The organism is Streptomyces speibonae (assembly GCF_984686075.1).
In genome coordinates, this window is record NZ_OZ480260.1 from 8,345,196 (window position 1) to 8,370,047 (window position 24,852).

The 24,852-nt window shown below is 68.9% G+C and carries 18 protein-coding genes, 2 pseudogenes and 1 CRISPR repeat array; of the genes and pseudogenes, 13 read left to right on the forward strand and 7 right to left on the reverse strand.

Going from position 1 to position 24,852, the window contains the following annotated elements; genetic code table 11:
* Nucleotides 1-32 precede the first annotated feature (32 nt).
* The 3 genes from AC5L3C_RS37325 to AC5L3C_RS37335 form a co-directional block, all read right to left on the reverse strand.
* Nucleotides 33-416 (reverse strand): toxin Doc, encoded by a 384-nt coding sequence (locus tag AC5L3C_RS37325; protein ID WP_493653617.1) that lies wholly within the window; start codon nt 414-416, stop codon nt 33-35.
* A 3-nt stretch (nt 417-419) separates the two neighbouring features.
* On the reverse strand, nt 420-659 hold the full coding sequence (locus AC5L3C_RS37330) for an antitoxin MazE7 (RefSeq protein ID WP_493653618.1): 240 nt from the start codon (nt 657-659) through the stop codon (nt 420-422).
* Between the two features lie 209 nt (nt 660-868).
* On the reverse strand, nt 869-1,714 hold the full coding sequence (locus tag AC5L3C_RS37335) for a hypothetical protein (RefSeq protein ID WP_493653620.1): 846 nt from the start codon (nt 1,712-1,714) through the stop codon (nt 869-871).
* A 323-nt stretch (nt 1,715-2,037) separates the two neighbouring features.
* Between AC5L3C_RS37335 and AC5L3C_RS37340 the strand changes: the two genes are divergently transcribed.
* A complete protein-coding gene (locus AC5L3C_RS37340) occupies nt 2,038-2,601 on the forward strand; it encodes a hypothetical protein (RefSeq protein WP_493653621.1) in 564 nt (187 codons plus the stop codon).
* 295 nt (nt 2,602-2,896) lie between these two features.
* Here AC5L3C_RS37340 and AC5L3C_RS37345 read toward each other — a convergent pair whose 3' ends face one another.
* Complete coding sequence (locus tag AC5L3C_RS37345; protein ID WP_493653623.1) at nt 2,897-3,466, reverse strand: hypothetical protein; 570 nt, start codon at nt 3,464-3,466, stop codon at nt 2,897-2,899.
* Between the two features lie 1,000 nt (nt 3,467-4,466).
* On the opposite strand from AC5L3C_RS37345, the gene AC5L3C_RS37350 reads away from it, so the two are divergent.
* From AC5L3C_RS37350 to AC5L3C_RS37360, 3 genes are all read left to right on the forward strand, one after another.
* On the forward strand, nt 4,467-5,006 hold the full coding sequence (locus tag AC5L3C_RS37350) for a hypothetical protein (RefSeq protein WP_493653624.1): 540 nt from the start codon (nt 4,467-4,469) through the stop codon (nt 5,004-5,006).
* 2 nt (nt 5,007-5,008) lie between these two features.
* Nucleotides 5,009-5,554, forward strand: a complete 546-nt coding sequence (locus tag AC5L3C_RS37355; RefSeq protein ID WP_493653626.1) for a hypothetical protein — start codon at nt 5,009-5,011, stop codon at nt 5,552-5,554.
* Nucleotides 5,555-6,303: 749 nt separating this feature from the next.
* A complete protein-coding gene (locus tag AC5L3C_RS37360) occupies nt 6,304-6,744 on the forward strand; it encodes a hypothetical protein (RefSeq protein WP_493653628.1) in 441 nt (146 codons plus the stop codon).
* 186 nt (nt 6,745-6,930) lie between these two features.
* Here the strand turns inward: AC5L3C_RS37360 and AC5L3C_RS37365 are convergent, their stop codons facing one another.
* On the reverse strand, nt 6,931-7,635 hold the full coding sequence (locus AC5L3C_RS37365) for an IS256 family transposase (protein ID WP_493653630.1): 705 nt from the start codon (nt 7,633-7,635) through the stop codon (nt 6,931-6,933).
* A 16-nt stretch (nt 7,636-7,651) separates the two neighbouring features.
* On the opposite strand from AC5L3C_RS37365, the gene AC5L3C_RS37370 reads away from it, so the two are divergent.
* Nucleotides 7,652-7,963 carry a transposase gene (locus tag AC5L3C_RS37370; protein WP_493647480.1) on the forward strand — a complete coding sequence of 104 codons (312 nt, stop codon included), beginning with the start codon at nt 7,652-7,654 and terminating at the stop codon, nt 7,961-7,963.
* Between the two features lie 41 nt (nt 7,964-8,004).
* Nucleotides 8,005-8,880 carry an IS3 family transposase gene (locus AC5L3C_RS37375; protein ID WP_493653755.1) on the forward strand — a complete coding sequence of 292 codons (876 nt, stop codon included), beginning with the start codon at nt 8,005-8,007 and terminating at the stop codon, nt 8,878-8,880.
* A 30-nt stretch (nt 8,881-8,910) separates the two neighbouring features.
* On the opposite strand, the pseudogene AC5L3C_RS37380 reads toward AC5L3C_RS37375, so the two are convergent.
* Nucleotides 8,911-9,516 (reverse strand): annotated as a pseudogene (locus AC5L3C_RS37380) (transposase); the annotation flags it as partial.
* A 1,018-nt stretch (nt 9,517-10,534) separates the two neighbouring features.
* Here AC5L3C_RS37380 and AC5L3C_RS37385 point away from each other — a divergent pair.
* A complete protein-coding gene (locus tag AC5L3C_RS37385) occupies nt 10,535-11,698 on the forward strand; it encodes a ParA family protein (RefSeq protein ID WP_493653632.1) in 1,164 nt (387 codons plus the stop codon).
* The gene (locus tag AC5L3C_RS37390) at nt 11,695-12,798 is read left to right on the forward strand and encodes a ParB/RepB/Spo0J family partition protein (RefSeq protein ID WP_493653633.1); all 1,104 of its coding nucleotides are present in this window, start codon (nt 11,695-11,697) and stop codon (nt 12,796-12,798) included. Before AC5L3C_RS37385 ends, AC5L3C_RS37390 begins: the two co-directional genes overlap by 4 nt.
* A 186-nt stretch (nt 12,799-12,984) precedes the next feature.
* On the opposite strand, the gene AC5L3C_RS37395 is transcribed toward AC5L3C_RS37390, so the two are convergent.
* The gene (locus AC5L3C_RS37395) at nt 12,985-13,587 is read right to left on the reverse strand and encodes a hypothetical protein (RefSeq protein WP_493653635.1); all 603 of its coding nucleotides are present in this window, start codon (nt 13,585-13,587) and stop codon (nt 12,985-12,987) included.
* 103 nt (nt 13,588-13,690) lie between these two features.
* Here AC5L3C_RS37395 and AC5L3C_RS37400 point away from each other — a divergent pair, with 103 nt between their 5' ends.
* The 5 genes and pseudogenes from AC5L3C_RS37400 (at nt 13,691) to cas3 (ending at nt 24,737) form a co-directional block, all read left to right on the forward strand.
* On the forward strand, nt 13,691-14,002 hold the full coding sequence (locus AC5L3C_RS37400) for a transposase (RefSeq protein WP_493647480.1): 312 nt from the start codon (nt 13,691-13,693) through the stop codon (nt 14,000-14,002).
* Nucleotides 14,003-14,043: 41 nt separating this feature from the next.
* Nucleotides 14,044-14,919 carry an IS3 family transposase gene (locus tag AC5L3C_RS37405; RefSeq protein WP_493653755.1) on the forward strand — a complete coding sequence of 292 codons (876 nt, stop codon included), beginning with the start codon at nt 14,044-14,046 and terminating at the stop codon, nt 14,917-14,919.
* Nucleotides 14,920-14,952: 33 nt separating this feature from the next.
* A pseudogene (gene mobF / locus AC5L3C_RS37410) lies at nt 14,953-15,576 on the forward strand (MobF family relaxase); the annotation flags it as partial.
* A 318-nt stretch (nt 15,577-15,894) separates the two neighbouring features.
* Nucleotides 15,895-18,264 carry an ATP-dependent DNA helicase gene (locus AC5L3C_RS37415; RefSeq protein ID WP_493654194.1) on the forward strand — a complete coding sequence of 790 codons (2,370 nt, stop codon included), beginning with the start codon at nt 15,895-15,897 and terminating at the stop codon, nt 18,262-18,264.
* A gap of 478 nt (nt 18,265-18,742) precedes the next feature.
* Nucleotides 18,743-21,638: a CRISPR direct-repeat array (repeat unit 28 nt; unit sequence GAGCAACCCCCGCGGGCGCGGGGACGAC).
* Between the two features lie 126 nt (nt 21,639-21,764).
* The gene (gene cas3, locus AC5L3C_RS37420) at nt 21,765-24,737 is read left to right on the forward strand and encodes a CRISPR-associated helicase Cas3' (protein ID WP_493653636.1); all 2,973 of its coding nucleotides are present in this window, start codon (nt 21,765-21,767) and stop codon (nt 24,735-24,737) included.
* The last annotated feature ends 115 nt before the right edge of the window (nt 24,738-24,852 follow it).

Genomic DNA, 24,852 nt, shown 5'->3' on the forward strand with positions numbered 1-24,852 from the left:
GCGAGGACGTGGCTAGATAGGGGGTAGGCAGGTCAGGCCGACAGCCGAAGAGAGCGCAGCCGCTCGGCGATCGTGAACGAGTCGAGCCGCAGAGTGGTGATGTCGGCGATCAGTTCGCGCCATGCTTCGAACTTCGTGTTGACGCGCTCACCGTGCATTCCCAGATACGCCACGGCCAAGCCGAAGCCGTACAGCTCGTTTCGCGCCGGCAGAGGCCGGAGCACGATGCATTCCTCCAGCATCACCGCCGCCCGCCAGAAGGCATCCGGGTGGTGCTGGTCATGGCGGGGCGGGTCGACCTTGTGCCGGGCGGCCAGGCCGACGAAGACGGAGTAGTCGTTGACCGCAAGGTCGTCCAAGAGCTCAGCCTGACGCTCCAGGAACCATCGGTAGTCGACGTAGTACTCGGCAGGCACCGGTCAGGCCGCCCGCGGGGCGGTGTGGGCCGCAGCGGGGGCACCGTATTCGGCATCGAACGCGGCGACCGTCTCCGGGTCGCCGGTGACCTGCCGGAAGAGCTCCGCACCCTCGTCCAGGGCACGCTCGCGCCGCTTCTCCTCGGCCACCTGCGCCAGGTAGGCGTCCAGCGGCAGCCCCGCTGCCTCGGCCAAGGCCTGCAGCGTGTCCGCTGTAGTGTCGTCGATCTCGATGCCTGCCATGCATCGAGTATGCCGCCTGAGACCACACTGCGGCCACCCACCTGAGAACATTGCCCTGACCTGCACGTTTATGGAATTGTCGGGCACGGCCCAGCCTGCGAACCTGCTCCCTGGTGGGACAGCGTCCACCGCCTCGTTCCTGCGGTGCGGATAGCCGCAGTCGGGGTCGGCTGCGGCTATCAGTGCTCCTGGGCCAACCGTTGCTTGCGTCACTGACGAGGGAGAAGCGCGTACGGGCGCAGGGGGACGCCGACCGTTTGAATGACGAGGTTGCGGTGCGCGGCGTGCAGGGTGCGTACGGCGGCCCGGGTCAAGCCGGGCTTCGGTGGTGGGACGCCGGCGCGCTCGCGTCCGGGCTTGGTCGGGATCCACAGGTAGCCCGGGTCACTGCCTTCCAGGGCTTTCGTGATGCCGGCGCGGACGTCGAGCCAGCGGCGCAGGATCTCCACCGTGTGCTTGTCGAGCAGGTGGTCGACATCGGCGACGGTCACGACGGGGACCGGGCGGCGTTCCAGGTCGACGTCGGTGACGTTGAGCTGGTGGAGCTGAGGTACGGAGTGGCCGGTGGCTGCGACAAGGGCGGCCACAGCCGCGGTACGGATGGCGGTGGCGGCATTGGAGCCGGTGGGCCGTCGTACGGCGAGGATGCGCAGCAGCTTGTAGGCCTGCTCGGGATCCAGGCGGTCGCTGTGCCCGGATGCCGGGTAGGGCCGGTGCAGGCCGGGGAGGGAGAGGTAGTCGACGAAGGCGTTGTACGTCTGGATACGGGCGCGCTGGGAGTCGTGCGCTGCGGCGGCGTCAGGGCCGGTGAGTGTATTGCGGCGCCGGGTCTCGCCGGCGCCGGCCGCGTCGAGCCAGGAGTCTGCGCGCTTCGGATCGACGAGTTCCTCGGCGGTGAGCGAGGGAGTCTTCTCCTCGTTGAGGGCGTGCTCCAGGAACTCGGTGAGCAGCGTGCCGCGCAGCCGGACGGTCTCGATGGCGTACCCGGCTTCCTGCTGGGTCTTCATGAAGCTGCCGATCGAGGCGAGGGCGTTGGCGGTGCGCGGGTTCGGCATGCCGACAGGGTACGGAATCCAGTTGCGTCGTGCTAGATAACAGCAAGAAGCGAACCCCCATCCCCGGCAAGCTTCAGGTCTCGTCTCGGTCCGTGTCGGACCAAATTGGACCCTAAAGTTCCTATACGGTCCCTGTACGACCCCTAGCCACCCAGGCAGGGCAGCTGCCTCGCGGAGCGTCTGCCTTCCCTGCTTCTTGCTGTTATCGTCTTCTTCGACGGCGCGCGAGCGCGCAGGAATGCGACGGCCCAGGGCGAGTCCAGAGTCCAACGGGCCGAGCCGAGCGTCTGGGCGGTCGCGCGCAGTACGGGAGCATGTCCCCCATGCCCAACACCCTGTGGCCCCTTCTGGTGGCCGCCGTCACCGCCGTGGTGACCGCCCTTGCGGTCGGCCTGCTCATCACCCCGCGCATGGAGGCCCGCAAGAAACGGCTGGGTGAGGTCCATGCCGCGCGTGACACCTTCGGCGCGAACATGCTGCGCGTTGTCTCCGCTTGCTCACTGCTGCAGAGGTTCGAGCTGCCGCCGGCCGACGATCCCAACTGGACGCCCGTCATGCGCGAACGGCTGACAGGCGAGCGGAACCGCTGGCTGCAGCAGCTCGACGAGGCCACCGTGTGGCTGCTCGACAACGCCGCGACGTACGCCGGCAGCTGGCCCAACGCCCGCATCATCCAGTTCGCCATCGACTACGCGGGTCACGCGCGTGCCGTCGTGCTCTCCGAACGAGAGGAGGCCACCAAGGTGGAGTTGCTGCTCGCCCTGACCGTCCCGGTCCAGCGGCAGTTCTTCGGGTGGCCATGGTCGCGTGCCTGGCACGCCGTCGCCGATCATCGAGCTTTCGCCGAGACCGTCTCCCGCATCAGTGGTGAGCCCAGCACTCCATAGCCGGGCAGACCACCGGGCCGATCGACCAGGTGCAGGCGTTGCCGCCGGGTGAACGTCCTGTGGGCACTCCTGCGCGACGGACGGTGCTACAGCCCCACACCACCCGTCACTCTGGCCGCTTGACAACGTCATTAGGAATCCTTGTGGGGGCAGACCTGCTCTCTCCAACTCCGCGGCCGCGGGGCCGTCATGAGGCAGTACCGCCGCTGGCCCTCGACCGGCAGAGGGAGCGTCGGGGGGCCTGAGTACCGCGTCGCGTGAGGACAGACAATCGCTCTGAAGGCACTCCGGCTGTTCAGTCGCGTTGCAGCTTGGCGCGAGCCTGTTCCAACTGCCCCACCGAGATGGCCCCGGTGTCCGGCAGGCCTGCGTCCGCCCACGCTGCCTGGGCGCGAGCCACGGCGCCGTCGGCGTCGTCGAGAAGGATTTTCTTGGCCAGGTTCACGGCGATGGCGCCGTCGCCCAGGTCCATGAGGTGAGCGAGCATGCGGACCTGCTTGGTGGCAGAGGCTTTCTCGTTGTACCGGAAAACCAGAACCCATCGGCCTTGCAGGGCTCGGGCTCGCGCGATGAGGTCGCGGCCGCGGTCGGTTTCCTGCTGCTCCGTACGGATGTGCTCGGTTTCCCCTGCAGGATTGCGCAGCGTCAGCAGGCCCCGCCGACTGGACTCCTCGATTTCCACGTTCTCCAAGAAGGCGACGAACCTCGAAGCGCTGTCCAGACGGCTGATGTCCTGCGCAGCCTGGCTCGCGATCAGGTGCAGGTCAACGGTGAGAGCATGCACGCGGCGGCCCCATGCGGGTTCCTCACCGGGCGGGCAGGGCCCGGCGGCGTGCGCGGCGGCGATGACGAGGCTGTAGTCCACACGACTATCATCGCGCTGCACCGTGCCCTCGACATCGTCGACGCTTGTGAAGTCCCTGCTGCCCCCGAGAGATGAAGAGGCACGTTCTGATATTCCGGCAAGCAGGAGGCAGACGGCTCCGTGCCTCTCCAGCCGCTTCGGTAAGGGTTCGGGTCAGCACCCTCTACCCGACATCGCTCAGCCCGTCTACTCAAGGTCGATCGCGTTCTGCACTCTGGTGCCACCGGCGCACAGGGTCGGTAGCTCCTCAGCCCTGGCGGGCTTGCGGTGCCCCGCCGGGGTGGTGATTCGCCGTTGGCGGCGAACGGATTCGTCGGGGCCTTCAAGACAGGAAGCGTGGCTGAGACCGGGAGAGAGTTGCTGCAACATACGCGCGCCTGATCCGTCCACGCACCGCATCATCGTGGCGGACTGTCGGTGGTGCAGGTCGAACGGGTGGGAGTGAGTACGGCTCCGGCTCGAAGCAACAGCACTGTCTGGCGGAGCTCTAGTACTACTGGCCCTCGCGGGCGACGTTGTTGCCGAGAACGTCGAACAGATGACGTCGGGCATCAGCCCCGGGGAGCTCCGGCAGACGAGGACCTGCACTTATAGATAATAGAGACGCTGACGTTTATGCAGGTCAGACGGGCTGACAAGGCCTCAGAACATGACTCCCACGTCAATTTGAGCATGCGAAACTTGCGTGTGAAGTCAAGTTGCCCCGTGGTCATTGCGACATAGATGCGCAATCCCGCGATGGGGGTCGGAACCGTTGCCAACATGACTCCGAAGTCATGTTCGACGCGCCCAACGCGCAGATAGGTCGCGTCGTTGCTATCCATATGCGCAATCACTACTGTGCTCTGCGTCTAGGTTTCGATCTTGAGGAGCGCGTAGCGTCATGACTGCCCAGCCTCAAGGGGACCCTCGTCGGGTCCCTGGCTCGTCCCCCCCTCGTGCGCCGAGCCCGAGCAGCCCGTACGCGGGCACGCTTGGTCCACGGCGAAACCTTGTCGAGTTGCCCGTCGGCCACACGGCAGAGGTCAAACCACCGGTCACCGCAGGCGACTTCGTCGGTAAATACTTCGCCCAGGACAGCCTGGAGTTCCTGCGCTGGGCCGCCAGGTACTTCAGAGACGACAACGTGACCCTGTGCGTACTGCTCTACATGATGGGAAGTCAGGAAGTGGGAGGGGCTGTCGAGCTCAAGCAGACCCAGATTGCCGCCGAGCTGGACATGGACCCTGCGCAGGTGTCACGGGCCCAGTCCAAGCTGAAGAGGCTGGGGCTCGCTTACTCGCCGAAGAAGGGGTCGATCCAGCTCCAGCCCGCAGTGACCCTTCGTGGAGGCTACCGACAAATCAACAAGCCCGTACGAGGATCAGGGGCCAAGAGCGTCAAGGTCCAGGTGGAACAGCTGAGCCTTCTGAATGAGCTCGTGCTCGATCCCAACGTTCCAGACGAGTTCAGGGGTATGGCCCTTCCAGGTGCGAAGCTACCTAAACCATTGTCGAGGACACGCAAGCGGAAGCGTACGGAGAAGAAGCCGGAGGCGTGAGGATGAGGACTGCAGCGTCTGCGAACCCGGAGCCGCCGGAGCTGACATACGGCACCTTCAACGGCTTCGCCTACATGCCTGCGATGCCGGGAATCGCCTATCGGGTGCTTTTCCGACTTCTGGGCACCCAGGAGCCGGGAGGGCGTTGCCTGGTCACTGAAGAGGAACTGGCCGAAGCCCTGGACGTGCACCGCTCCATGGTGGGACGGGGACTGCAGGCCCTGATCCTCGCCAAGCTGGTGTTCCGCCAGGCCAAGGGCATCTACGTGCTCAACCCGATGATCAGTGGCGCCCGCAGTGTTACTGAGCACTTGGAGGCCATCGGGACACTCGATCCTGCGGACCGTCTCGATGTCGACGACTACCAGGAGCGCTACGAAGCCTCCGTCGCTCAGGCCGAGCAGGAGAAGAAGGAGAAGCGCCTGGGCCGCAGGAGTTCGCCCGGTCGCTCGAAGCCAGCCAAGGCTGCCGCTTCCGAGGGAACCGCGGACGTACTGAGCCTTTCGACGGCCCGTGACCGTTCGCGACGGCGGCCATCCCGTTCGTGACACAACCCGCTCAACATTGAGGCCCCCGCCGGAGCGGGGGCCTCAATGCGTCTAGGTTTCGAGATACAGCTTACCCTTCCACTCGCCTGGGCACCACAGAAGATCTTGACGTCGACGTCAAGCCAGAGCCTCCCAGCGGACGAGGAGGCTCAGTACTTATCACGCCGTGATAATCCGGCGGCCCGCATCAGCTCTGCTTGGTGCGGCAGAGGCGGGTCGTTGCGCAGGAAGCCGTCGGACATGAGACCCGCCGCAGAGGTCGGCAGGTGGGGCTCGGGGAAGACCAGCCACAACCACACCCCGAACGGCAGCGGCACCAGACATGCAGAGTGGTTTCGGCCGGGTCCGGGCCGCTGCCGTCTGCGTTTGGAACCGCACCAGAATGATGTCGGAGCCGGCGTCAGGTGGAGGCAGCCCCCGGCCCGGCCGGAGTGACCCGCCGTGCAGACGAACCTGTGGCAGTAGGACGTCGAGGGCGCGTTGCTGGCCGGGCTACCGCGCCCACAGAGCGACGCCGGGCCTCTCCGTGGGCTGCTGGACAGGGTTGCTGGCCAGGGCTTTTGCGGCAGGGCGAAAAGGCCTTTCCCATCGCGCCGATCCTGAGCAGGCTGTAGCTGATCGTGCGTAAGGAGAACTCGGCACCCGTGTACCCGCCGGGGGCAATCATAGAAGCCGGGCGATGCTGCAATGATCGCCCCTGATCGACGGGAGGCGTCCGCATGCGCGGCGCGATACGAACCGCAGTAGGCATGGCAGCCACCGGTCTGCTGGTCCTGACGATGGGCAACCCGGCATCCGCCGTCACGATGGAATACAACACCGCGGTACGTGACACATCGAACGCCGGAGACGGCTGCATCACCATGGGCAACCTCTCAGCTACAGCCTGCTTCAAGCCGTACGGCGATGTCGTCTTCGCCGCGGACATGTTGCCCGACGGGTACTCCGTCTACGCCCTGTGGCAGAACCAGCTGCGCAACAGCGCTGGGAACTGGGGGCTCTACCGCAACGGCAAGTGCACCTACACGGGGGGATCCATCAGCAAGGGGTCCTGCAACAAGGACATGTACGAAGACAGCAGCTCAAATGCCCGGGGCGGCAAGGGGAGCCGGGTGCGCGTCAAGGCATGCACCAACGATCTCGGAAACGACACGTGCAGCGGCTGGAGCCGTTGGATCTACAACAGGTGAGAGCTGTGTAGCCACGTGGCGTACACAGCCCACCCCACACAGCGCCCACGGCAGGCAAGCCGGTGAGCCCACGACACAGCTGATGATCCAGGCCGCGGCCACATCTGGCCGCGGCCTGAAGGCTCTTGTGCCGCGGACGGGCCCGGCGCAGAGTAATTGTCAAGAGTTGTGGATCAGCGGGGTTGTTCAGGCCGCGGCGGCCTCGGGGCGTTCGATGAGGTGACCGTTCTCGAAGCGGGCGCCGGCGCGGACGAGGGCGACGAGTTGGGGTGCGGTGATCGCACGCCATCGGGCCTGGGCGGACTCGGCGAGTTTGAACACCATCGCCAGGGCGGCGGCCGCGCTGCCTGCTCCGCGGGTGACCTTGGTCCGGAGCTTCACCGTGCTGAAGGTTGACTCGATCGGATTTGTTGTGCGCAGGTGCACCCAGTGTTCCGCCGGGAAGTCGTAGAACGCGAGGAGTTCGTCGACGTCGTCGGTGATCTTCTTGACGGCCTTGGGCCACTTCGCGACGTAGGACCGCTCGAAGTCCTTGACCGCCTTCATGGCATGGCCGCGGTCCTCGGCGTTGTAGATCTCCTGCAGGGCCTTCTTGGCGCCGGGCTGAGCCGACTTCGGCAGGGCGTTGATCACGTTGCGGGTTTTGTGAACCCAGCACCTCTGCTGTCTGGCCTGCGGAAACACCTCTGCCAGCGCCCGCCACAGGCCCATCGCACCGTCGCCGACCACGAGCTCGGGGTCGCGCATGCCACGCCGCCGGCAGTCGCGCAGCAGGTCCGCCCACGACTCGGTCGACTCGCGCAGGCCCTCGGCGAGCGCGATGAGTTCCTTGGTGCCGTGAGGTTCCCCCGAGATGCGGCGGATGGTGACAGAGGGTCGGATGGGTCTCATGAGAGGAGCCCATACGATGCCCGCACCGAGGAAATACCCGCTGGAGTTGCGTGAGCGTGCGGTGCGGATGTACCGCGCTTCCGAGCCGAAGCCGGTGATCCGCCGTCTGGCCGAGGAGCTCGGCGTGCACCACGAGGCCCTGCGGGGCTGGATCCGGCAGGCCGAGGCCGATGCCGGTGAGCGGGGCGACCTGCTCACCACTGCCGAGCGGGAAGAGCTGACGGCGCTGCGTAAGGAGAACGCCCAGCTCAAGCGGTCGAACGAGATCCTGAAAGCTGCCTCGGCTTTTTTCGCCCAGGAACTCGACACGACCCGGCGCAGGTACTGACGTTCGTCGACGAACACAGTGACCTCGGTGTCGAGCCCGTCATCCGGGAACTCTCCATCCCCTCGTCCACCTACTACCGCTGGCGCCGCGCGCAGAAGGAGCCGTGCGAGCGCAAACGCCAGGACGCAGAACTGACCGAGAAGATCCGCAAGGTCCACGCCGACTCCGGCGGGATCTACGGATCCCCACGCGTGCATGCCGTCCTCGCACGCGGAGGCGTACGCATCGGCCGCAAACGCGTCGAGCGGCTGATGCGCGAGGCCGATCTGGCCGGCATCAGCCCACGCCGTCCCGGCAAGGGGTTCACCCGCCGCGATCCGGACGCCGCCCTCGCCCCGGACCTGGTGCAGCGCGACTTCACCGCGAGCGAGCCGAACCGGCTGTGGGTCACCGACCTCACCATGATCCCCACACTGGAAGGGCCGCTGTGGCTGTCGGCGATCCGGGACGCCTTCTCCCGCCGGGTGGTGGCCTGGGAGACCTCCGCCCGCGCCGACGCGGACCTGGTCCTCACCACGCTGGAGTACGCCCTCGCGTCCCGCGAGGTCGAACCCGGCACGCTCATTCATCATGCGGACCACGGCTGCCAGTACACGTCCATCAAACTCACCACTCGCTTACTCCGGGCGGGAGTTGAGGCATCCATGGGGTCGGTCGGGGACTCGTTCGACAATGCCCTGGCGGAGAACCTGTGGATGCTGGTGAAGACCGAGTGCATCCGCGGCCGGGTATTCACCACCCGGGCCGAGGCGAACCTCGCGCTCTTCGAGTACCTCGACGGGTTCTACAACCCCCGCCGCATCCAGAAACGACTCGGTTACCTCAGTCCCATCGAGTTCGAGGAAAAGCACTACGCCGATCAGGCAGCGGCCGAACCAGTGAACCTGAAACCCCGCCAACCCCTCCTGACCAGCTAGTCAGCACCTCCCGCACAACGGGGGAAGCTCACCGTCCAGGCGGACGCCCATGAGGACCAGGACGCAGGAGTGCACCTGGCCGAGGCGGACCTTGGGGTGGACACCGTCGGCCCACACGTAGACATAGTCGGATCCGGACAGGTCACGGGCCTGGAAGGCGGCGTGGTCGTCCTGCCACTGCTTCGTCAGCCGGGTCACCGTGGCCGGCGAGAGCCCGGCCGCTGAGCCGAGGAACTGCTCCATCGCGGGCACGAAGTCGCCCGAGGACAGTCCGTGCAGGTAGAGCAGGGGCAGGACCTCGCTGACCTTCGGGGATTTCCGACACCACGGCGCCAGGATCTTCGACGAGAACCGCTTGCGCTCGCCCGTCTCCGTGTCGACACGCTTGTCGTTGACCCGGGGCGCCCGCACCTGGACCGGGCCGGCGGCAGTGGTCACGGTCCGTTCGCGGTGGTGGCCGTTGCGGACCACCAGGCGGCGGCCGTTCTCGTCGCGTTGACCGGCCAACTCGGCTATGTACTGGTTGACTTCGGCTTCCAGGGCGGCGGCGAGCATCCGCCGGGCGCCCTCACGGACGATGTCGTCCATCAAGGAGCCGGTCTCGGTGGATCCCTCGTCGTTGACTACGCTGAGCACGGGCGTGCCTTCCCGACCCGCGCTGCAACGCGGGCCTACTCGATGACCATCAGTCGATCACTCGGGAAGGTACGCCCTCCGCATTCCGCGAGGCACCCCTCCCGAGGCCGATCCACAGGTCTTGAACATTGCTCCCCGGCGCATCCAGACTCTGCCTGGTTGGCAACGATGGCGGCACTGGCCTGCAGGTACTGCTTGACGAGCCAGACGTGAGCCAGTTGGACGGAGATCCGGGGCGCTTCGATGGAGCGGTGGCTCGCCTGGGGCTGACTGCTTCCAGAGCCATGCCAGGCTCCCTCAGCCGGGTCGGTAGGCGTGGCGTAGCTGAGGGCAAGTCCACTTTGGCAGTCCGGCCCGTTCCCGGGGCGTCGTCGGAAATCTCGTCCAAGCCGTCGGCAGACAGCGGCCGGCCGCGGGTCGACTCGCGCAACACCAACGAACAGCCGGTCATGCTCGACCGGTCCAGGCCGACAGTTCCGCTCCACCGTCTTCGAGCCGGACGACCTCCGGACCCCTCGCCGTGGCTTCTTCTATGCGGTTATGACCGCGAAGCGTCAGCGGTGGCGACGTCGGCCAGCTTCCTGGCACCACCGCAAGAAGCCCCTCAGGTCATAGGCAGTGGCCAGCAGGGTGTTCAGCCGACAGCGTGCCGCATCGAACTCCAGGTAGTCGTGAACCAGAGCATGGCCGAGCGATGCTGCGGGATGCCCATGGCACCAACGCGTCGCACAACTGAGCTTCCAAGCCATCCGAGTTCCTCGACGTGACCTGACCGGGGACCACGAGCTCGCGGAAGAGTCGTCACCCACATAACCGCCCAGCACCCGATGCACGCGCACGTGGCCCTCGCAAGGCCCACCACGGAAGGCGGTGCTGGAGTCCGTTCCCTTAGCGCGGTGACGTCGGACGGGATTATCACGGCGTGATAATCCCGTTTGGGCGTGCCCATCGGGTGAAACGGCGTCAGAACTTGCAAATGGGGTGCCGCTACGCCGCCAGAGGTCAGTATGCTGACGTCATGGCTTCCCCTTACTCCGATGGAGACCGGGAAAAGGTAGCGTCCAAGCTGCCCTCGGCGCTCCAGCAAGCACTCAAGGTTCGCGCCGCCGAACTCAGCCTGGACATCCAGGACGCCGTCGAGGCCGCCATCAACGACTGGCGCGGCAGCACGAGCAGCGGCGTAGAAGTGGACACCGCCGGTGCGAAGTCGTTTTCCACATGGCTGCCGCCAGGGCTGTACGAGCAGTTCAAGGAGACCTGCACCGACCGCGGCGTTTCCTACACCCAGGGCCTCGCCCAGTCGATCCGGGACTGGCTCGACGCGAACCCCTCGCCCCGGCACGGCGCCCGCGGAACCGACCCGGAACGGAAGATCGTCGGCAACCAGAAGGGCGGGGTCGGCAAGACAGCCATCTCCGCCGGGATCGGCGAGGCCTACGCCGAGGCGGGCAAGCGCGTCCTCGTCGTCGACTTCGACCCACAGGGACACCTCAGCGAACAGCTCGGAGTCCCCCAGATCGAACCCAACCACGACAGCCTCGTCTCCCATATGTGCGGGGAAGGAAGAGGAGACCTGCGCGACCTGGTCGTGGAGATAGACGATCCGCGGTACGAGAAGCGCCTGCACGTCCTGCCTGCCTGCTTCGACGGGTTCCTCCTCGACGCGAAGATCGCCGTCGTGGCGACGCAGAAGCGTGGCTTCCAGAAGGAAGCAGCCCTCGAGTTGGCCCTGCGCCCCCTCGAAGCCGAGTACGACATCATCATCGTCGACTGCCCGCCCAGCCTGGGTATCGCGATGGACGCCGCCCTCTACTACGGGCGCCGGCGCCGCGGCGAGCCCGCCGGCGTCTCCGGCGTCATCATCCCCGTACTCGCCGAGGACTCTTCCGCCACCGCCTACGGCATGCTCGCCCAGCAGATCGAGGACCTCTGCGACGACCTCTCCCTGGACATGGATTACCTCGGCCTGGTCGTCAACCTGTACGACTCCCGCCGCGGGTACGTCGCCACCTCGTCCCTGGACAACTGGAAGTCCCTCGGAGACCCGAAGGTCCTTGCCATCATCGGCGACCTGAAGGAACAGCGCGAAGCGGTCCGCAAACGGATGCCGTTGCTGACCTACGCGCCTCACAGTGATCAGGCGGAAGCCATGCGGCAGGTAGCGAGGGGAGCAACACGTTGAGCAAAGCGGACACCCTGGGATCGGCTCCCGCGTTCGGCGCGGCCCGTGGCGCCCGATCCTCCCGGCGCAACCTCATCGACCAGACCATCGCCGGAGAGGAGTCGACCGCAGCGGCCATCACCGAGCTGCCGGTCACCCTCATCAGCGACAACCCCGACAACCCGCGCAACCACCTGCGCAACCTCGACGAGACGGTCCAGAGCGTCCGCGAGGTCGGCATCATCATCCCCATCGCCGTGGCCACGACCGACGCCTACTTGCGCAGCCGGCCGGACCGCGCCGACGACCTCGACGACGGGTCGCAGTACATCGTCGTCGACGGCCACCGCCGCCTCGAGGCCGCTCGCCGCGTCGGGATGGCCACCATCCCGGTCCGCGTCGACAACGGACGGGTCGCCACCGACGAGGCTCTCCTCGAGGCGGCGTTCGTCGCGAACTACCACCGCGACGACATGACCGACCTCGAGGAGGCCCACGCTCTCAAGGCCCTCGTCGACTACTACGGTTCCCAGACCAAGGCGGCCAAGCGGCTGGGCATCCCGCAGAACACCATCTCCAGCAAGCTGTCCTTGCTGAAGCTCGCTCCCGAGCTCCAGAAGGATCTGGTGACCGGGGCGCGGAAGGTGGAGCACGTACGCAACCTCGGCAAGCTGTCGCCCGAAGAGCAGAAGGCCAAGGCTGACGAACGGGCGGAAGCAGCTCGCCGGAAGGCGGAGAGCCAGACGCAGGAGGTCGTTGAGCGTTCAGCGGGCCCTGCCGATTATCACGGCGTGATAATCCCGGAGACGCCTCCCGCTCCAGCTGCTTCGCCGTCTCCGCCATCCCAGCCGAGCACGACCACGCCGCCTCCCGAGCGTGAGCAGACCTCCGAGTCCATCCCGGAACCGCGCACCAGCACGGGAAACCGTGAGACAGCGGTCGCAGGGGCAACGCAGCCGAGGCGACTCCCTTACGACGACGCCTTCTACTGTGTGCACCATCTCCACCAGAAGATGACGCCCGAGACGTTCGCACGAGGAGCCCGGGTGTGGATGGATGTCCTGCGGGAGAAGCATCCGGACGAGTACAAGGCCCTGCTGGACGAGCTGGGAGCTCAGTAGCAGAGGCGCCCGACAGCCCCGCTCGCCTTCTGAGCTGCGAGCGGGGCTGTCGTGGTTCTGGCCTCGAGGCGTCAGTCGGCACGCGACCCCAGACACGCATCCTGATGCATGCCTGTCCCTAAGGCCGGCCGATCGTATCCTGACAGATCGAAAGAAATGGACAAAGGTACGTCCCCTGCCGGTCGGTCATGGAAGATTGAAGGGAAGGGCCAGCTGATGGCCTGGGTCACCGGGATCGTGGATGACGGGCAGGTCGAGTACCGCCTCACCGGTCATGCCGGCTGCTACGTCCCGAACGTTGACGAAGGCCTCGTTGAGCAGGCTCGACCGACCGTCGGTGACCAAGTCGGGTACGGCATGGGAGGCATCGAGGACAGCACGCTCCTGTGGGTCGGCGAAGGCCTCACCGAAGTCGGCCAGACCCCTGGCACGCCGCTGGGCGAGGCGGGCCGGCAAGCCGCACGAGTCCTGACCAGGGGCGTCCATCCCCTCACCGGCGAGCGACTGATGCGTGCCGAGCTGCGTGCGCACCCGCGCGCCAAGCTGGCCGGCGCCCGGCTCGTGGAGGCGGTCGAGGCTGCTGCCGAGGCCGCCGGGTGCGAGCCCGCCGACCTGTTCACCGGCAAGCCCAAGCAAGCGAAGAAATGGGCGACGCTCGCGCGGATGGTGCGTCAGAAGGGTGAGCGGCACCAGCTGCAGATCGACTCCCTGCACCGCCTCGCCCGTGCGGCCGGACTCGTCCTGGAAGACATCTACGACGCCGGACGGATCGCCGAGGCGCGAGCCCACCAAGGGGAGCGGGTCAGCGTCCGTATCCGTGCCTTGAGGTTCCCCCGAGATGCGGCGGATGGTGACAGAGGGTCGGATGGGTCTCATGAGAGGAGCCCATACGATGCCCGCACCGAGGAAATACCCGCTGGAGTTGCGTGAGCGTGCGGTGCGGATGTACCGCGCTTCCGAGCCGAAGCCGGTGATCCGCCGTCTGGCCGAGGAGCTCGGCGTGCACCACGAGGCCCTGCGGGGCTGGATCCGGCAGGCCGAGGCCGATGCCGGTGAGCGGGGCGACCTGCTCACCACTGCCGAGCGGGAAGAGCTGACGGCGCTGCGTAAGGAGAACGCCCAGCTCAAGCGGTCGAACGAGATCCTGAAAGCTGCCTCGGCTTTTTTCGCCCAGGAACTCGACACGACCCGGCGCAGGTACTGACGTTCGTCGACGAACACAGTGACCTCGGTGTCGAGCCCGTCATCCGGGAACTCTCCATCCCCTCGTCCACCTACTACCGCTGGCGCCGCGCGCAGAAGGAGCCGTGCGAGCGCAAACGCCAGGACGCAGAACTGACCGAGAAGATCCGCAAGGTCCACGCCGACTCCGGCGGGATCTACGGATCCCCACGCGTGCATGCCGTCCTCGCACGCGGAGGCGTACGCATCGGCCGCAAACGCGTCGAGCGGCTGATGCGCGAGGCCGATCTGGCCGGCATCAGCCCACGCCGTCCCGGCAAGGGGTTCACCCGCCGCGATCCGGACGCCGCCCTCGCCCCGGACCTGGTGCAGCGCGACTTCACCGCGAGCGAGCCGAACCGGCTGTGGGTCACCGACCTCACCATGATCCCCACACTGGAAGGGCCGCTGTGGCTGTCGGCGATCCGGGACGCCTTCTCCCGCCGGGTGGTGGCCTGGGAGACCTCCGCCCGCGCCGACGCGGACCTGGTCCTCACCACGCTGGAGTACGCCCTCGCGTCCCGCGAGGTCGAACCCGGCACGCTCATTCATCATGCGGACCACGGCTGCCAGTACACGTCCATCAAACTCACCACTCGCTTACTCCGGGCGGGAGTTGAGGCATCCATGGGGTCGGTCGGGGACTCGTTCGACAATGCCCTGGCGGAGAACCTGTGGATGCTGGTGAAGACCGAGTGCATCCGCGGCCGGGTATTCACCACCCGGGCCGAGGCGAACCTCGCGCTCTTCGAGTACCTCGACGGGTTCTACAACCCCCGCCGCATCCAGAAACGACTCGGTTACCTCAGTCCCATCGAGTTCGAGGAAAAGCACTACGCCGATCAGGCAGCGGCCGAACCAGTGAACCTGAAACCCCGCCAACCCCTCCTGACCAGCTAGTCAGCACCTCCCGCACAACGGGGGAAGCTCACCTACGATCTCGTCGCCGATCTGCCGAAGAGCGACTCCACCTTGTGGGCGCTGCTCGCCGAGCGGCCCGAGAAGGAGTTCCGAGATCTGGTCCACCAGGCCAAGCGGGAGGCTTTCGCTGAGCTGGAGCAGTGGATCGGCTACGGCCTGGTGGGCGAGGCCGGGGAGCTGCGCCGCATTGCGACTGGCGGACTGCTCGGCTGGAGCGTCGAGCACCAGTCCGCCCGCCCGGTCGACGACACTCCCGGCGACCCTCACCTGCACGTGCACATCGTGATCGTCAACATGGCCCGCTGCGAGGATGGCCGGTGGCGGGCCGTCGCCAACGGCGGTATGGACCTGCACCGGCACGCCAAGGTGTTCGACGCCCTGTTCAAGGCGCGGGTGCGGGCCCTGACGCACGAGCGGTTCGGTGTGGTCCGATCGCGTTCGCCGCGTACTGGTGCATGGGAGATCGAGGGGATCCCCGAGTCTCTGCGCGACCACTACTCCCGGCGTGCGGCCCAGGTCGACGCCATCGCCGGCGCCGACGCGGGCCGCGAGGAGAAGCTGCGGGTGTCGACCGAGACCCGGCATGCCCGGCATGACACCGGCATCATCGATCTACGCGTTGCCTGGCGGCGGCGTGCCGAGGGTCTCGGTTACGACGTGGATGCGATGGTCGCGGCGGCCGCGCCGGGGCCGCCGGGTCCCGACGGTCCGCTCGCTGTGGACGGGCCTGACGGTCCTCGCACACCTCCCCCCGAGCTGATCGCCGCTCAGGTGTTCGACCCGCACATCGGCCTGACCGCTTCCGGCAAGGAGTTCAGCAAGGCCCAGTTGCTCGCCCGGGTCGCGGATGCCTGTCCGTTCGGCCTGGAGACGGACGAGCTCGAGATCCTGGCGGAGCGGGTGCTCGCGGTGCAGGGCTACGCTCAGGCGCTGCCGTCGCGCGGCTCACAGCTCATGGCACACACCGACCGCTACACCACCCGCGACATCCTCCAGGCTGAACAGACCATCGTGGACCAGGCACGGGCCCGGTACGCCGACGGTTCCGCCCGCCTGAGCATCGATCAGGCGGGCGCGGTCATTTCCGTGTTCGAGGTGGCCGCCGGGTTCGCTCTGACCGACCAGCAGCGACGCGTGGTGGAACGGCTGTTGACGGCCGGACACGGCGTGGAGGCCGTCGTCGGCGGGGCCGGATCGGGCAAGACCAGCCTGTTGGAGGCCTGCCGGATCGGCTGGGACGCAGCCGGGCTGACCTACGCCGGCGCCTCCCCGTCGGCCTTCGCCGCGCAGAATCTGTACGACGGATCGGGCATCCCCTCCCGCACCGTTGCCGCCTGGCTGCAGCGCATCCGCGACGGCGGCGGACTCGCCGGCGTCGACGTCCTGGTCCTGGACGAGGCGGCCATGACCGACTACCGGTCCATGGCCGCGCTGCTCACCGAAGCCGCCCGCACCCACACCAAGATCATCGCGGTCGGTGACCCGCAGCAACTGCAGGCCATCGGTCCGGGCGGCGGCTTCGCCGAGGTGCACCGCCTGGTCGGCGGCGAAGCTCTCAGCGGCAACCGGCTCCAGAAGGACGCCGGCGAGCGGGCCGCCTTGGAGGTCTGGCGTACCGGCGCCCGCGATCAGGCCCTGAACCTGCCGACCGACCGCGGCCGCATCCACGCCACCGACAGCGCCGACGACGCCGTGCGCGGCATCCTCACTGCCTGGAACGAGGCCCGCGCACGCTACGGCGATGTGCACGACCTGCTCGAGAACGTGTTGGTGTTGGCGGCCCGCAACCACGATGCCGGTCTGCTGAACGCCGGTGCGCAGGCCCTGCGCCGGGCGGCCGGCGAACTGGGCCGCACCCACCGCTACGCCCTGCCCGGCGGCGACCACCTCACTCTGGCCGTCGGCGACATCGTCCGGGTACGCACCAACGACAACCGCTCCCGCCGCGACGCCGGCCCCGCCGTCCTCAACGGCGACCGCGCCGTCGTCACCCACATCGCCGACGATCACCGGGTGCAGATCACCTGGCGGCGCACGAACGCCGACGGCACCACCCGTGCCGACCAGGCCTGGCTGACCATCGGCCAGATCACCGCCGGGGCGCTCTCCCTGGGCTATGCGATGACCATCGCCGCATCCCAGGGCCTGACCACCGACACCGCCCTTGTCTACGGCCTGGGCGCCAACGCCTACGTCCTCTACCCGGGCATCACCCGCGCCCGCACGGCCAACCACGTGTGGCTGCCCGCCGCCGCCCTGGAGACGCCGGACACCCGTGCCCGGCTCGGCGACCCCTGTGACGAAACAGAGCTCCTGAAACGCGCCTTGCGCGCCTACACCGTGCTGCTGCGCCAGGACCGCGCCGACACCATGGTCAGCCTCCGGCCGCGCGCCGCTCCGGAACCGTCCGCTGCGCCGACGCCCGCGGCCGACGAACCCGCCTTCCCGGCCTGGGACGACCGCGCCGAGCGCCCGTACGGAACACTGCGCACCGACCAGCTGGAGACCTGGCTGGCGAAGGCACTGCGGGCTGCGGCAGCCGCCGAGCACGCCGCCGAGGAACAGACCCGCCAGGCCCGGCACCTGGCGGCCGCCGCCGCGCAGGAGCCCAGCGCCGGCCGACGCACCGCACATGCAGCGGCCGCCATCCTCGCAACGGCCGACCGACTCGCCGCGCAGGCCCAGCAGGAGGACGACAAAGCGCACCGCGCTGCGGCCGCCGCCGAGCAGAGCGAGGGCTTCAAGCAGAGGATCGAAGCGTCCTTCGACCGCAGCCGGATTGCCCTGCGCCTGGCCGGCACCTCTCGTGCGGAACAGCAGGCCATGCTCGCCCAGTACACGCGACAGCTGACTCAGGCACGCGAGGAACAGCAGCGCGCCGAACGCGCCACCGCCGCGGCCCGCCGACAGGCCTGGCAGACGCTGCACACCTCCCCGTACGCCGAGGCTTTCCGCGCCCACGGCGCGCTCGGCGAGGCTCCCGATGACCCGGCGGCCATGCGGCAGCTGTTCGCCGCGATGCACGCCCACTTGCCCACGCTGGCCACGCAGATCGACACGGCACGCACGGAAGCCGCCCAGCAAGCCCGTCGCGAGGCCGCCGCGCTGCGCACCAGGGCGAGTGAACTGCGCTTGGTCGTCGGGCAGCTACAAACCGAGCAGCAGTTGAGGCGGCACATCATTGCCCAGGCTCCGCAACGGCACGCGTCCGACGAGACTGCCCGCGCCGCGCTACAACGGGAGCGGCAGCACATCCCGCAGGACACCCAGCAGACTCGCCGACGGCACCCACGACCGAGCGACGGCGTCCTCACCAACATGTGACCGATGGCTGGACGAGTACCGGCTTCGACTCGTACATCACTGAGATATGCCACAAAGAGCAACCCCGGCCGCGGGACGACGGTGATGGAGGCGACGTGGCGTAGGGGCAGGATGAGCAACCCCCGCGGGCGCGGGGACGACGGCCTGAAGCAGGACACGGCCGCCGCAGTGCGGGAGCAACCCCCGCGGGCACGGGGACGACGAGGCCCTGGACCGGCCCAAGCCCCCGTTCCGGGAGCAACCCCCGCGGGCGCGGGGACGACGGGCCTGGTCGGAGTCGAACCGACGACCGGCGGGAGCAACCCCCGCGAGCGCGGGGACGACGTGACGACGAGGCCGAGCACCGCGGACAGGGTGGAGCAACCCCCGCGGGCGCGGGGACGACCTGTGCGGCGCCCCGGGTGGGGCGTCTTCGATAGAGCAACCCCCGCGGCGCGGGGACGACTCCTCGAAGCTGCACAGGTTGTGCCCGGCGGGCGAGTAACCCCCGCGGGCGCGGGGACGACCGGCCGGCCGGTGTCATCCGGTGCGGGCGGCAGGAGCAACCCCCGCGGGCGCGGGGACGACCCTCTCCGTCACCACCCTCACCGTCGCCCTCACCGAGCAACCCCCGCGGGCGCGGGGACGACTACAGGGAGGCGGGCGACGAAGTGCAGCAACGGGAGCAACCCCCGCGGGCGCGGGGACGACGCCGGGCGGTCCTCCCGGTACCGCGGGCCCAGGGAGCAACCCCCGCGGGCGCGGGGACGACACGGCCTTCTCCTGGTCGGACATCTGGGAGGCCGAGCAACCCCCGCGGGCGCGGGGACGACCGCGGCGCAGCCGAGGGCCCCCTCGGGACCGCAGAGCAACCCCCGCGGGCGCGGGGACGACGCCAGGGCGAACTGGACCTGCCGCGTGTAGTGGGAGCAACCCCCGCGGGCGCGGGGACGACATCAGCCACTTCCGGTAGGACCCGGACGGGCCTGAGCAACCCCCGCGGGCGCGGGGACGACGCGACCATCTCCAGCACGATCAGCACGAGCAGAGAGCAACCCCCGCGGGCGCGGGGACGACTTGATCAGGTTCTGGATGTCCTCGACATTCAGCGAGCAACCCCCGCGGGCGCGGGGACGACATCTCCCTCAGGGTGATGACCGCCCCGCTCTCGGAGCAACCCCCGCGGGCGCGGGGACGACGCGACCGGCACCTCCAGCCGGGCCCGCGCGCTCGAGCAACCCCCGCGGGCGCGGGGACGACCTCCACGATCGCGTCGTGGATCTCCGTCATGGCGAGCAACCCCCGCGGGCGCGGGGACGACGCCCACCCGAACCAACACCCAGGGGGGATCGTGGAGCAACCCCCGCGGGCGCGGGGACGACAGCGAGCGTGTGACTGTCCGTGTCCTGCTGCTGGAGCAACCCCCGGGGGCGCGGGGACGACAGAACCAGCGGACGCGGCCGGGCGCCGCCGGGGGAGCAACCCCCGCGGGCGCGGGGACGACCAGGCAGGAGTGCCCGAGCGAGTCGGGGCCCGGGAGCAACCCCCGCGGGCGCGGGGACGACGACATCACGCCGACCCAGGCTCAGCTGGACGGCGAGCAACCCCCGCGGGCGCGGGGACGACCCGGGCTCCGCCGGCAGCCCGCCCGGCCCCACGGAGCAACCCCCGCGGGCGCGGGGACGACCATGTGGAGTCTCTCGTAGGGGGCGAGGGGGAGGAGCAACCCCCGCGGGCGCGGGGACGACGGCCGACCGGCACGCAGCCCACCCGCGACTCGGGAGCAACCCCCGCGGGCGCGGGGACGACCTGTCCATCGGGACCGGTGGCGGTAAGTCCGTGGAGCAACCCCCGCGGGCGCGGGGACGACGGTCGACGTCGTCAGCCGGCCCGGGAGAACCCGGAGCAACCCCCGCGGGCGCGGGGACGACTCTGTGTGCAACCAAATGCCTGGCTCGAATGTCGAGCAACCCCCGCGGGCGCGGGGACGACATGAACATCCAGGACTGCCCGAACAGCCGGTCGGAGCAACCCCCGCGGGCGCGGGGACGACGACTGCGGGCATCAGCTCGTGCAGGCCGATCGGGAGCAACCCCCGCGGGCGCGGGGACGACCGCATCAGATCGTCCTCGTTGCCGCCGTTCACCGAGCAACCCCCGCGGGCGCGGGGACGACCGGCTCCCCCTCCGCCGCCCCCCGCAGCGCCTTGAGCAACCCCCGCGGGCGCGGGGACGACGCCAGCAGGTGGCCCCGATCGGCGCGGTGGGCAGAGCAACCCCCGCGGGCGCGGGGACGACGGTGACCGTGCCGGAGCGTTCGAGGGTGCCCTCGAGCAACCCCCGCGGGCGCGGGGACGACGACCTTGGTGGCGAACCTGGCGGCTGCGGTGGGGAGCAACCCCCGCGGGCGCGGGGACGACATGGTGTCGGTGCTCTCCCACACCACCGACCGGGAGCAACCCCCGCGGGCGCGGGGACGACGCCTTCGACGCCACCCACGACGGGTTCGCCGTGGAGCAACCCCCGCGGGCGCGGGGACGACCGCCCGGGTCGTGGACCCACCACGCGGTGAGGGGAGCAACCCCCGCGGGCGCGGGGACGACCTGATCCATCACCCGGGGCTGTCCACGAACGACGAGCAACCCCCGCGGGCGCGGGGACGACTACAGCCACTCTGAGCCGGGCCGGCCGAGGACGGAGCAACCCCCGCGGGCGCGGGGACGACATCCAGGCGGACTGCATGGCCGCCAGCGACAGGGAGCAACCCCCGCGGGCGCGGGGACGACAAGGCCCCCCCGGGGTTGTACTCCGGGGGGGTCGAGCAACCCCCGCGGGCGCGGGGACGACCCTGGAGGACCGGCGGGTTCTTCTTCCGCTGCCGAGCAACCCCCGCGGGCGCGGGGACGACCGGACTGACCCGCGCCGGGAGCGCGATCGGAGAGAGCAACCCCCGCGGGCGCGGGGACGACCTGGAGCAGCTGCCGGCGACCGCGCAGACCATGGAGCAACCCCCGCGGGCGCGGGGACGACTGGGAGATCCGGGACGCCTACGGCTACCACCAGGAGCAACCCCCGCGGGCGCGGGGACGACCTGTGCGACCAAACCCCCGACGAGTGCGTGCCGGAGCAACCCCCGCGGGCGCGGGGACGACCGCTCCTCGTAGGATTTTCTGATAGCCGCTGGTGAGCAACCCCCGCGGGCGCGGGGACGACGCACCCAACCCCTCTCCGGGCCCCTCTCCGGTGGAGCAACCCCCGCGGGCGCGGGGACGACCTCCTTCGCCCGGTCGAAAGCGCCGGAGAACCAGAGCAACCCCCGCGGGCGCGGGGACGACAGAGCGATGGTCTGGCGCCGGGCGATAGCCGAGGAGCAACCCCCGCGGGCGCGGGGACGACACTTCGTGGCCTGCGGTGATGCTAGCGAGGGGGTCGGTTTTCCTTTGCCTGCATTCCACTCCTGTGCCATGGCCGAGGGCGTTGTCAGTGGCTTGGCCTAGTGTGCCAGGGCGTCTGAGTGAGGGGGTGATTTCTGTGGTGGATCGTGGTGGTTCTGTCGTCCAGCTGATGAAGACAATGGGGCTGACGCCGGAGGCTGTCGAACGGGTGTCGCGGCTTTGGGGGAAGTCGGCGGCGAAGAACGGCGGCCGCCGGCATTTGCTGCTTGGGCATCTGCTGGACACGGCAGCAGTGGCAGGGCTGATGTGGGATCAGTATCTGTCGCGGGCGTTTCGGCAGAGGCTGGATGAGATCAGCGGAGGCCGGGGCCGGCTGTGGTTCATGTGGGTGTGCGGGATCCACGACTGTGGGAAGGCGTGCCCTGCGTTCCAGGCCGTGGACGCGGTTGAGGCCGCCCCGGTGCTGGCGGCGGGGCTGAAGTGGGGGCAATTGCCGACCGACCGGCGAAAGATGTGGCGTCATGATGTCGCCGGCGCCGCATTGCTGAAGCCGCGGCTGGTTGCCGAATGGGGGAGCGAGGAAGCAGCCGGATGGGTATGGCCGCTCGTGGCTGGCCATCACGGCGCGTTTCCGTCCGCCCGTGGCATCAAGCCGCCACACCGAGAGGTACAGGGCCGGGGGCCTGCTTGGGCTGAGGCACAGCGTGCGGTGGTGGACGTGTTCACCCGTGCTGTCGGGTTCGAGGACTTGGCGGACGTACGGCCGGTGGGCGCTCTGAGGAAGGCTGAGCAGCTCGCGTTGTCGGGTCTGATCGTGATGGCGGACTGGATCGCGAGTGGCGGGCGTATGGGCCGAGGGCTGGCGGATGCCGGACTGGTCTCGTTCGACGACGCCCAGCGCTGCATGGAGGAGTGGTGGGTAGGGCTGCGGCTGCGTGGTGGCTGGCGGGATCTTCCGCTGCCACAGAGCCAACTGGCTCCACTGACAGACCGGCTGGGAGTGACTCCCCGCGCGTCGCAGCGGGAGCTGGTGGAGCGGGCGTGGTCGATGCCGGCGCCGGGACTTCTGGTCGCGGAGGCGCCCATGGGGGAGGGCAAGACGAAGGCGGCGCTTGCGGCCGCTGAGGTTCTGGCGGCGCGGTTCGGCCTCGACGGCGTATTCGTGGCGATGCCGACCCAGGCGACGAGCGACCCGATGTACGAGCAGGTGCTGCAATGGGTGCGCACGTTCAACCCGGAGCTTGAGTCGCAGGTCGCGCTCCTGCACGGACGCCGGCGCTTCAGCAGCTTGTGGCGAGCGATCTGGGAGGGCAAGCGGCCGGACAGCGGTAGTGACGGATGCGGGTGCGAGCGCGGAGAGGCTGATCTCGAGACCGAGGGCGGGTACGACGACTTCGGAGCCATCGACGAGGACGCCCACTACGGCATGGCTCCGGCCGCGCCGCCGGCAGGAGGCGGCTCACCCTCCGGGGCGGACGGTCCCGCGCACTGGTTCCTCGACAACAAGCGAGGGCTGCTCACCGCGTTCGCCGTCGGTACCGTCGACCATCTGCTGCATGCGGCGACCCGTACCCGTCACGTCATGCTCCGGTTCGCCGGGCTGGCCGGAAAGGTCGTGATCGTCGACGAGGTGCATGCCGCGGACGTCTACATGCGGCAGTTCCTCGTGGAGGCGCTGCGCTGGCTGGGGCAGGCAGGGGTTCCGGTGGTGCTGCTCTCGGCGACGTTGCCGCCCGCTCAGCGGCAGTTGTTCGTGGACGCCTATCTGTCCGGCGTACTGGGGACGGCGGACGTTCACCAGCCGGTACCGGAGCCGGCCGGGTACCCGTGTGTCACGGTCGCCTACGGCGTGGGCGGTCGGGCGGTCGCCGAGACGTCGCGTGAGGTGGTGCAGTCCTGGCGGCCATCGATGCCGGTGAAGCTCGCTTGGCTGCCCGACACTGAGATCTCGGGCGCGCGGGTGGCGAAGGCAGTGCGTGAGTCCGTCGCCGACGGCGGAGTGATCCTGGTGGTGGTCAATCAGGTCGCCCGTGCACAGGCGATCTACCAGGAGCTGCGTGAGGCCGGTTTCGACGGAGACTTGCATCTGCTGCACGCACGACTATGCGCCGCGCACCGTGCCGACCGGACGGCGGAGTGCCTGCGTCTGATGGGCCCGCAGGCCGGCGAGAACCGTCCGGAGCGCATGGTGGTGATCGCCACGCAGCTCGCGGAGCAGTCCTTCGACGTGGATGCCGACGTGCTGATCACCGACCTGGCCCCCACCGACCTGCTCCTGCAGCGCATCGGCCGGCTGCACCGCCACAGCGGCACTCGCCGCCCGGACGCCCACAGCGTGCCGCGGGTTCTGGTCACTGGTGTGGCGGCAGGACGGGACGGCGCCCCGCGTTTCCTCAGGGCCTCGGAGGCGATTTACGGGACGTGGTCTCTGTTGCGGGCGACGGCCCTCGTCGCGGAGAGTGCAGGTTCTCTTCCGGCCGCTGCCGATGCGCAGAGAGCGGTTCCGCGGCCGGGAGAGGGGGCGGGGTGGAGCATTCCCGCCGACGTGCCTGATCTGGTGGCCCGGGCCTATGGCAGTGATGAGATCTGCCCGGCCGACTGGCACGAGGCCGAGGCCCTGGAGCAGTGGCAGGCGAAGGAGCTGAAGCGGCAGGAGAAGGCCGAAGAGTTCCTCCTCTGCCGTCAGCGGGAGTGGGCCTTTCCCACACTCGAGGGACTCCACTACGCAGGCAGCCGGGCCACGTCCGAGGAGCAGCTCGACGCCGTCGTCCGGGATGGCGACCCCACCGTAGAGGCGGTGATCGTGCGACGGACCTCCGGCGGCTACCGGGCCATCGACGGAACCTGGCTCGGTGTGCACGGCGAGGTGGACGACGACAGGGTCACCGACCGGTTAATCGGCGGTACCGTCCGGCTCCCTCCGCGCCTCACGGACGCCGCCCAGGCCGAGCTGCGCCCGCTGCCGGGATGGGACGGCCGGCCCTGGCTCCGATACCGGTTGGCGCTGGTACTGGAGGAGGACGGAACGAGGCTGCTGGGCGTGGACCGAGTCTCGTACCACGAAGTGCTCGGTTTGGTCATCGAGCGGGAGACGAGGTGAATGGCAGTGGAGCCGGGCCAGGATCACCCCACCCCGCATTGCGGGGACGACTTCTCGTGCTGACCGAAGTATCGAGCGGGAACACCCCCGTATCCGGGGAGGGCTCCGGCTCCAC

Excerpts from the sequence above, each read along its gene's own strand:
- AC5L3C_RS37330 (WP_493653618.1), bottom strand. The coding sequence starts at position 659 with ATGGCAGGCATCGAGATCGACGACACTACAGCGGACACGCTGCAGGCC.
- AC5L3C_RS37335 (WP_493653620.1), bottom strand. The coding sequence starts at position 1,714 with ATGCCGAACCCGCGCACCGCCAACGCCCTCGCCTCGATCGGCAGCTTC.
- AC5L3C_RS37340 (WP_493653621.1), top strand. The coding sequence starts at position 2,038 with ATGCCCAACACCCTGTGGCCCCTTCTGGTGGCCGCCGTCACCGCCGTG.
- AC5L3C_RS37355 (WP_493653626.1), top strand. The coding sequence starts at position 5,009 with ATGAGGACTGCAGCGTCTGCGAACCCGGAGCCGCCGGAGCTGACATAC.
- AC5L3C_RS37360 (WP_493653628.1), top strand. The coding sequence starts at position 6,304 with ATGGCAGCCACCGGTCTGCTGGTCCTGACGATGGGCAACCCGGCATCC.
- AC5L3C_RS37365 (WP_493653630.1), bottom strand. The coding sequence starts at position 7,635 with ATGAGACCCATCCGACCCTCTGTCACCATCCGCCGCATCTCGGGGGAA.
- AC5L3C_RS37370 (WP_493647480.1), top strand. The coding sequence starts at position 7,652 with ATGCCCGCACCGAGGAAATACCCGCTGGAGTTGCGTGAGCGTGCGGTG.
- AC5L3C_RS37385 (WP_493653632.1), top strand. The coding sequence starts at position 10,535 with ATGGCTTCCCCTTACTCCGATGGAGACCGGGAAAAGGTAGCGTCCAAG.
- AC5L3C_RS37400 (WP_493647480.1), top strand. The coding sequence starts at position 13,691 with ATGCCCGCACCGAGGAAATACCCGCTGGAGTTGCGTGAGCGTGCGGTG.
- AC5L3C_RS37415 (WP_493654194.1), top strand. The coding sequence starts at position 15,895 with ATGGCACACACCGACCGCTACACCACCCGCGACATCCTCCAGGCTGAA.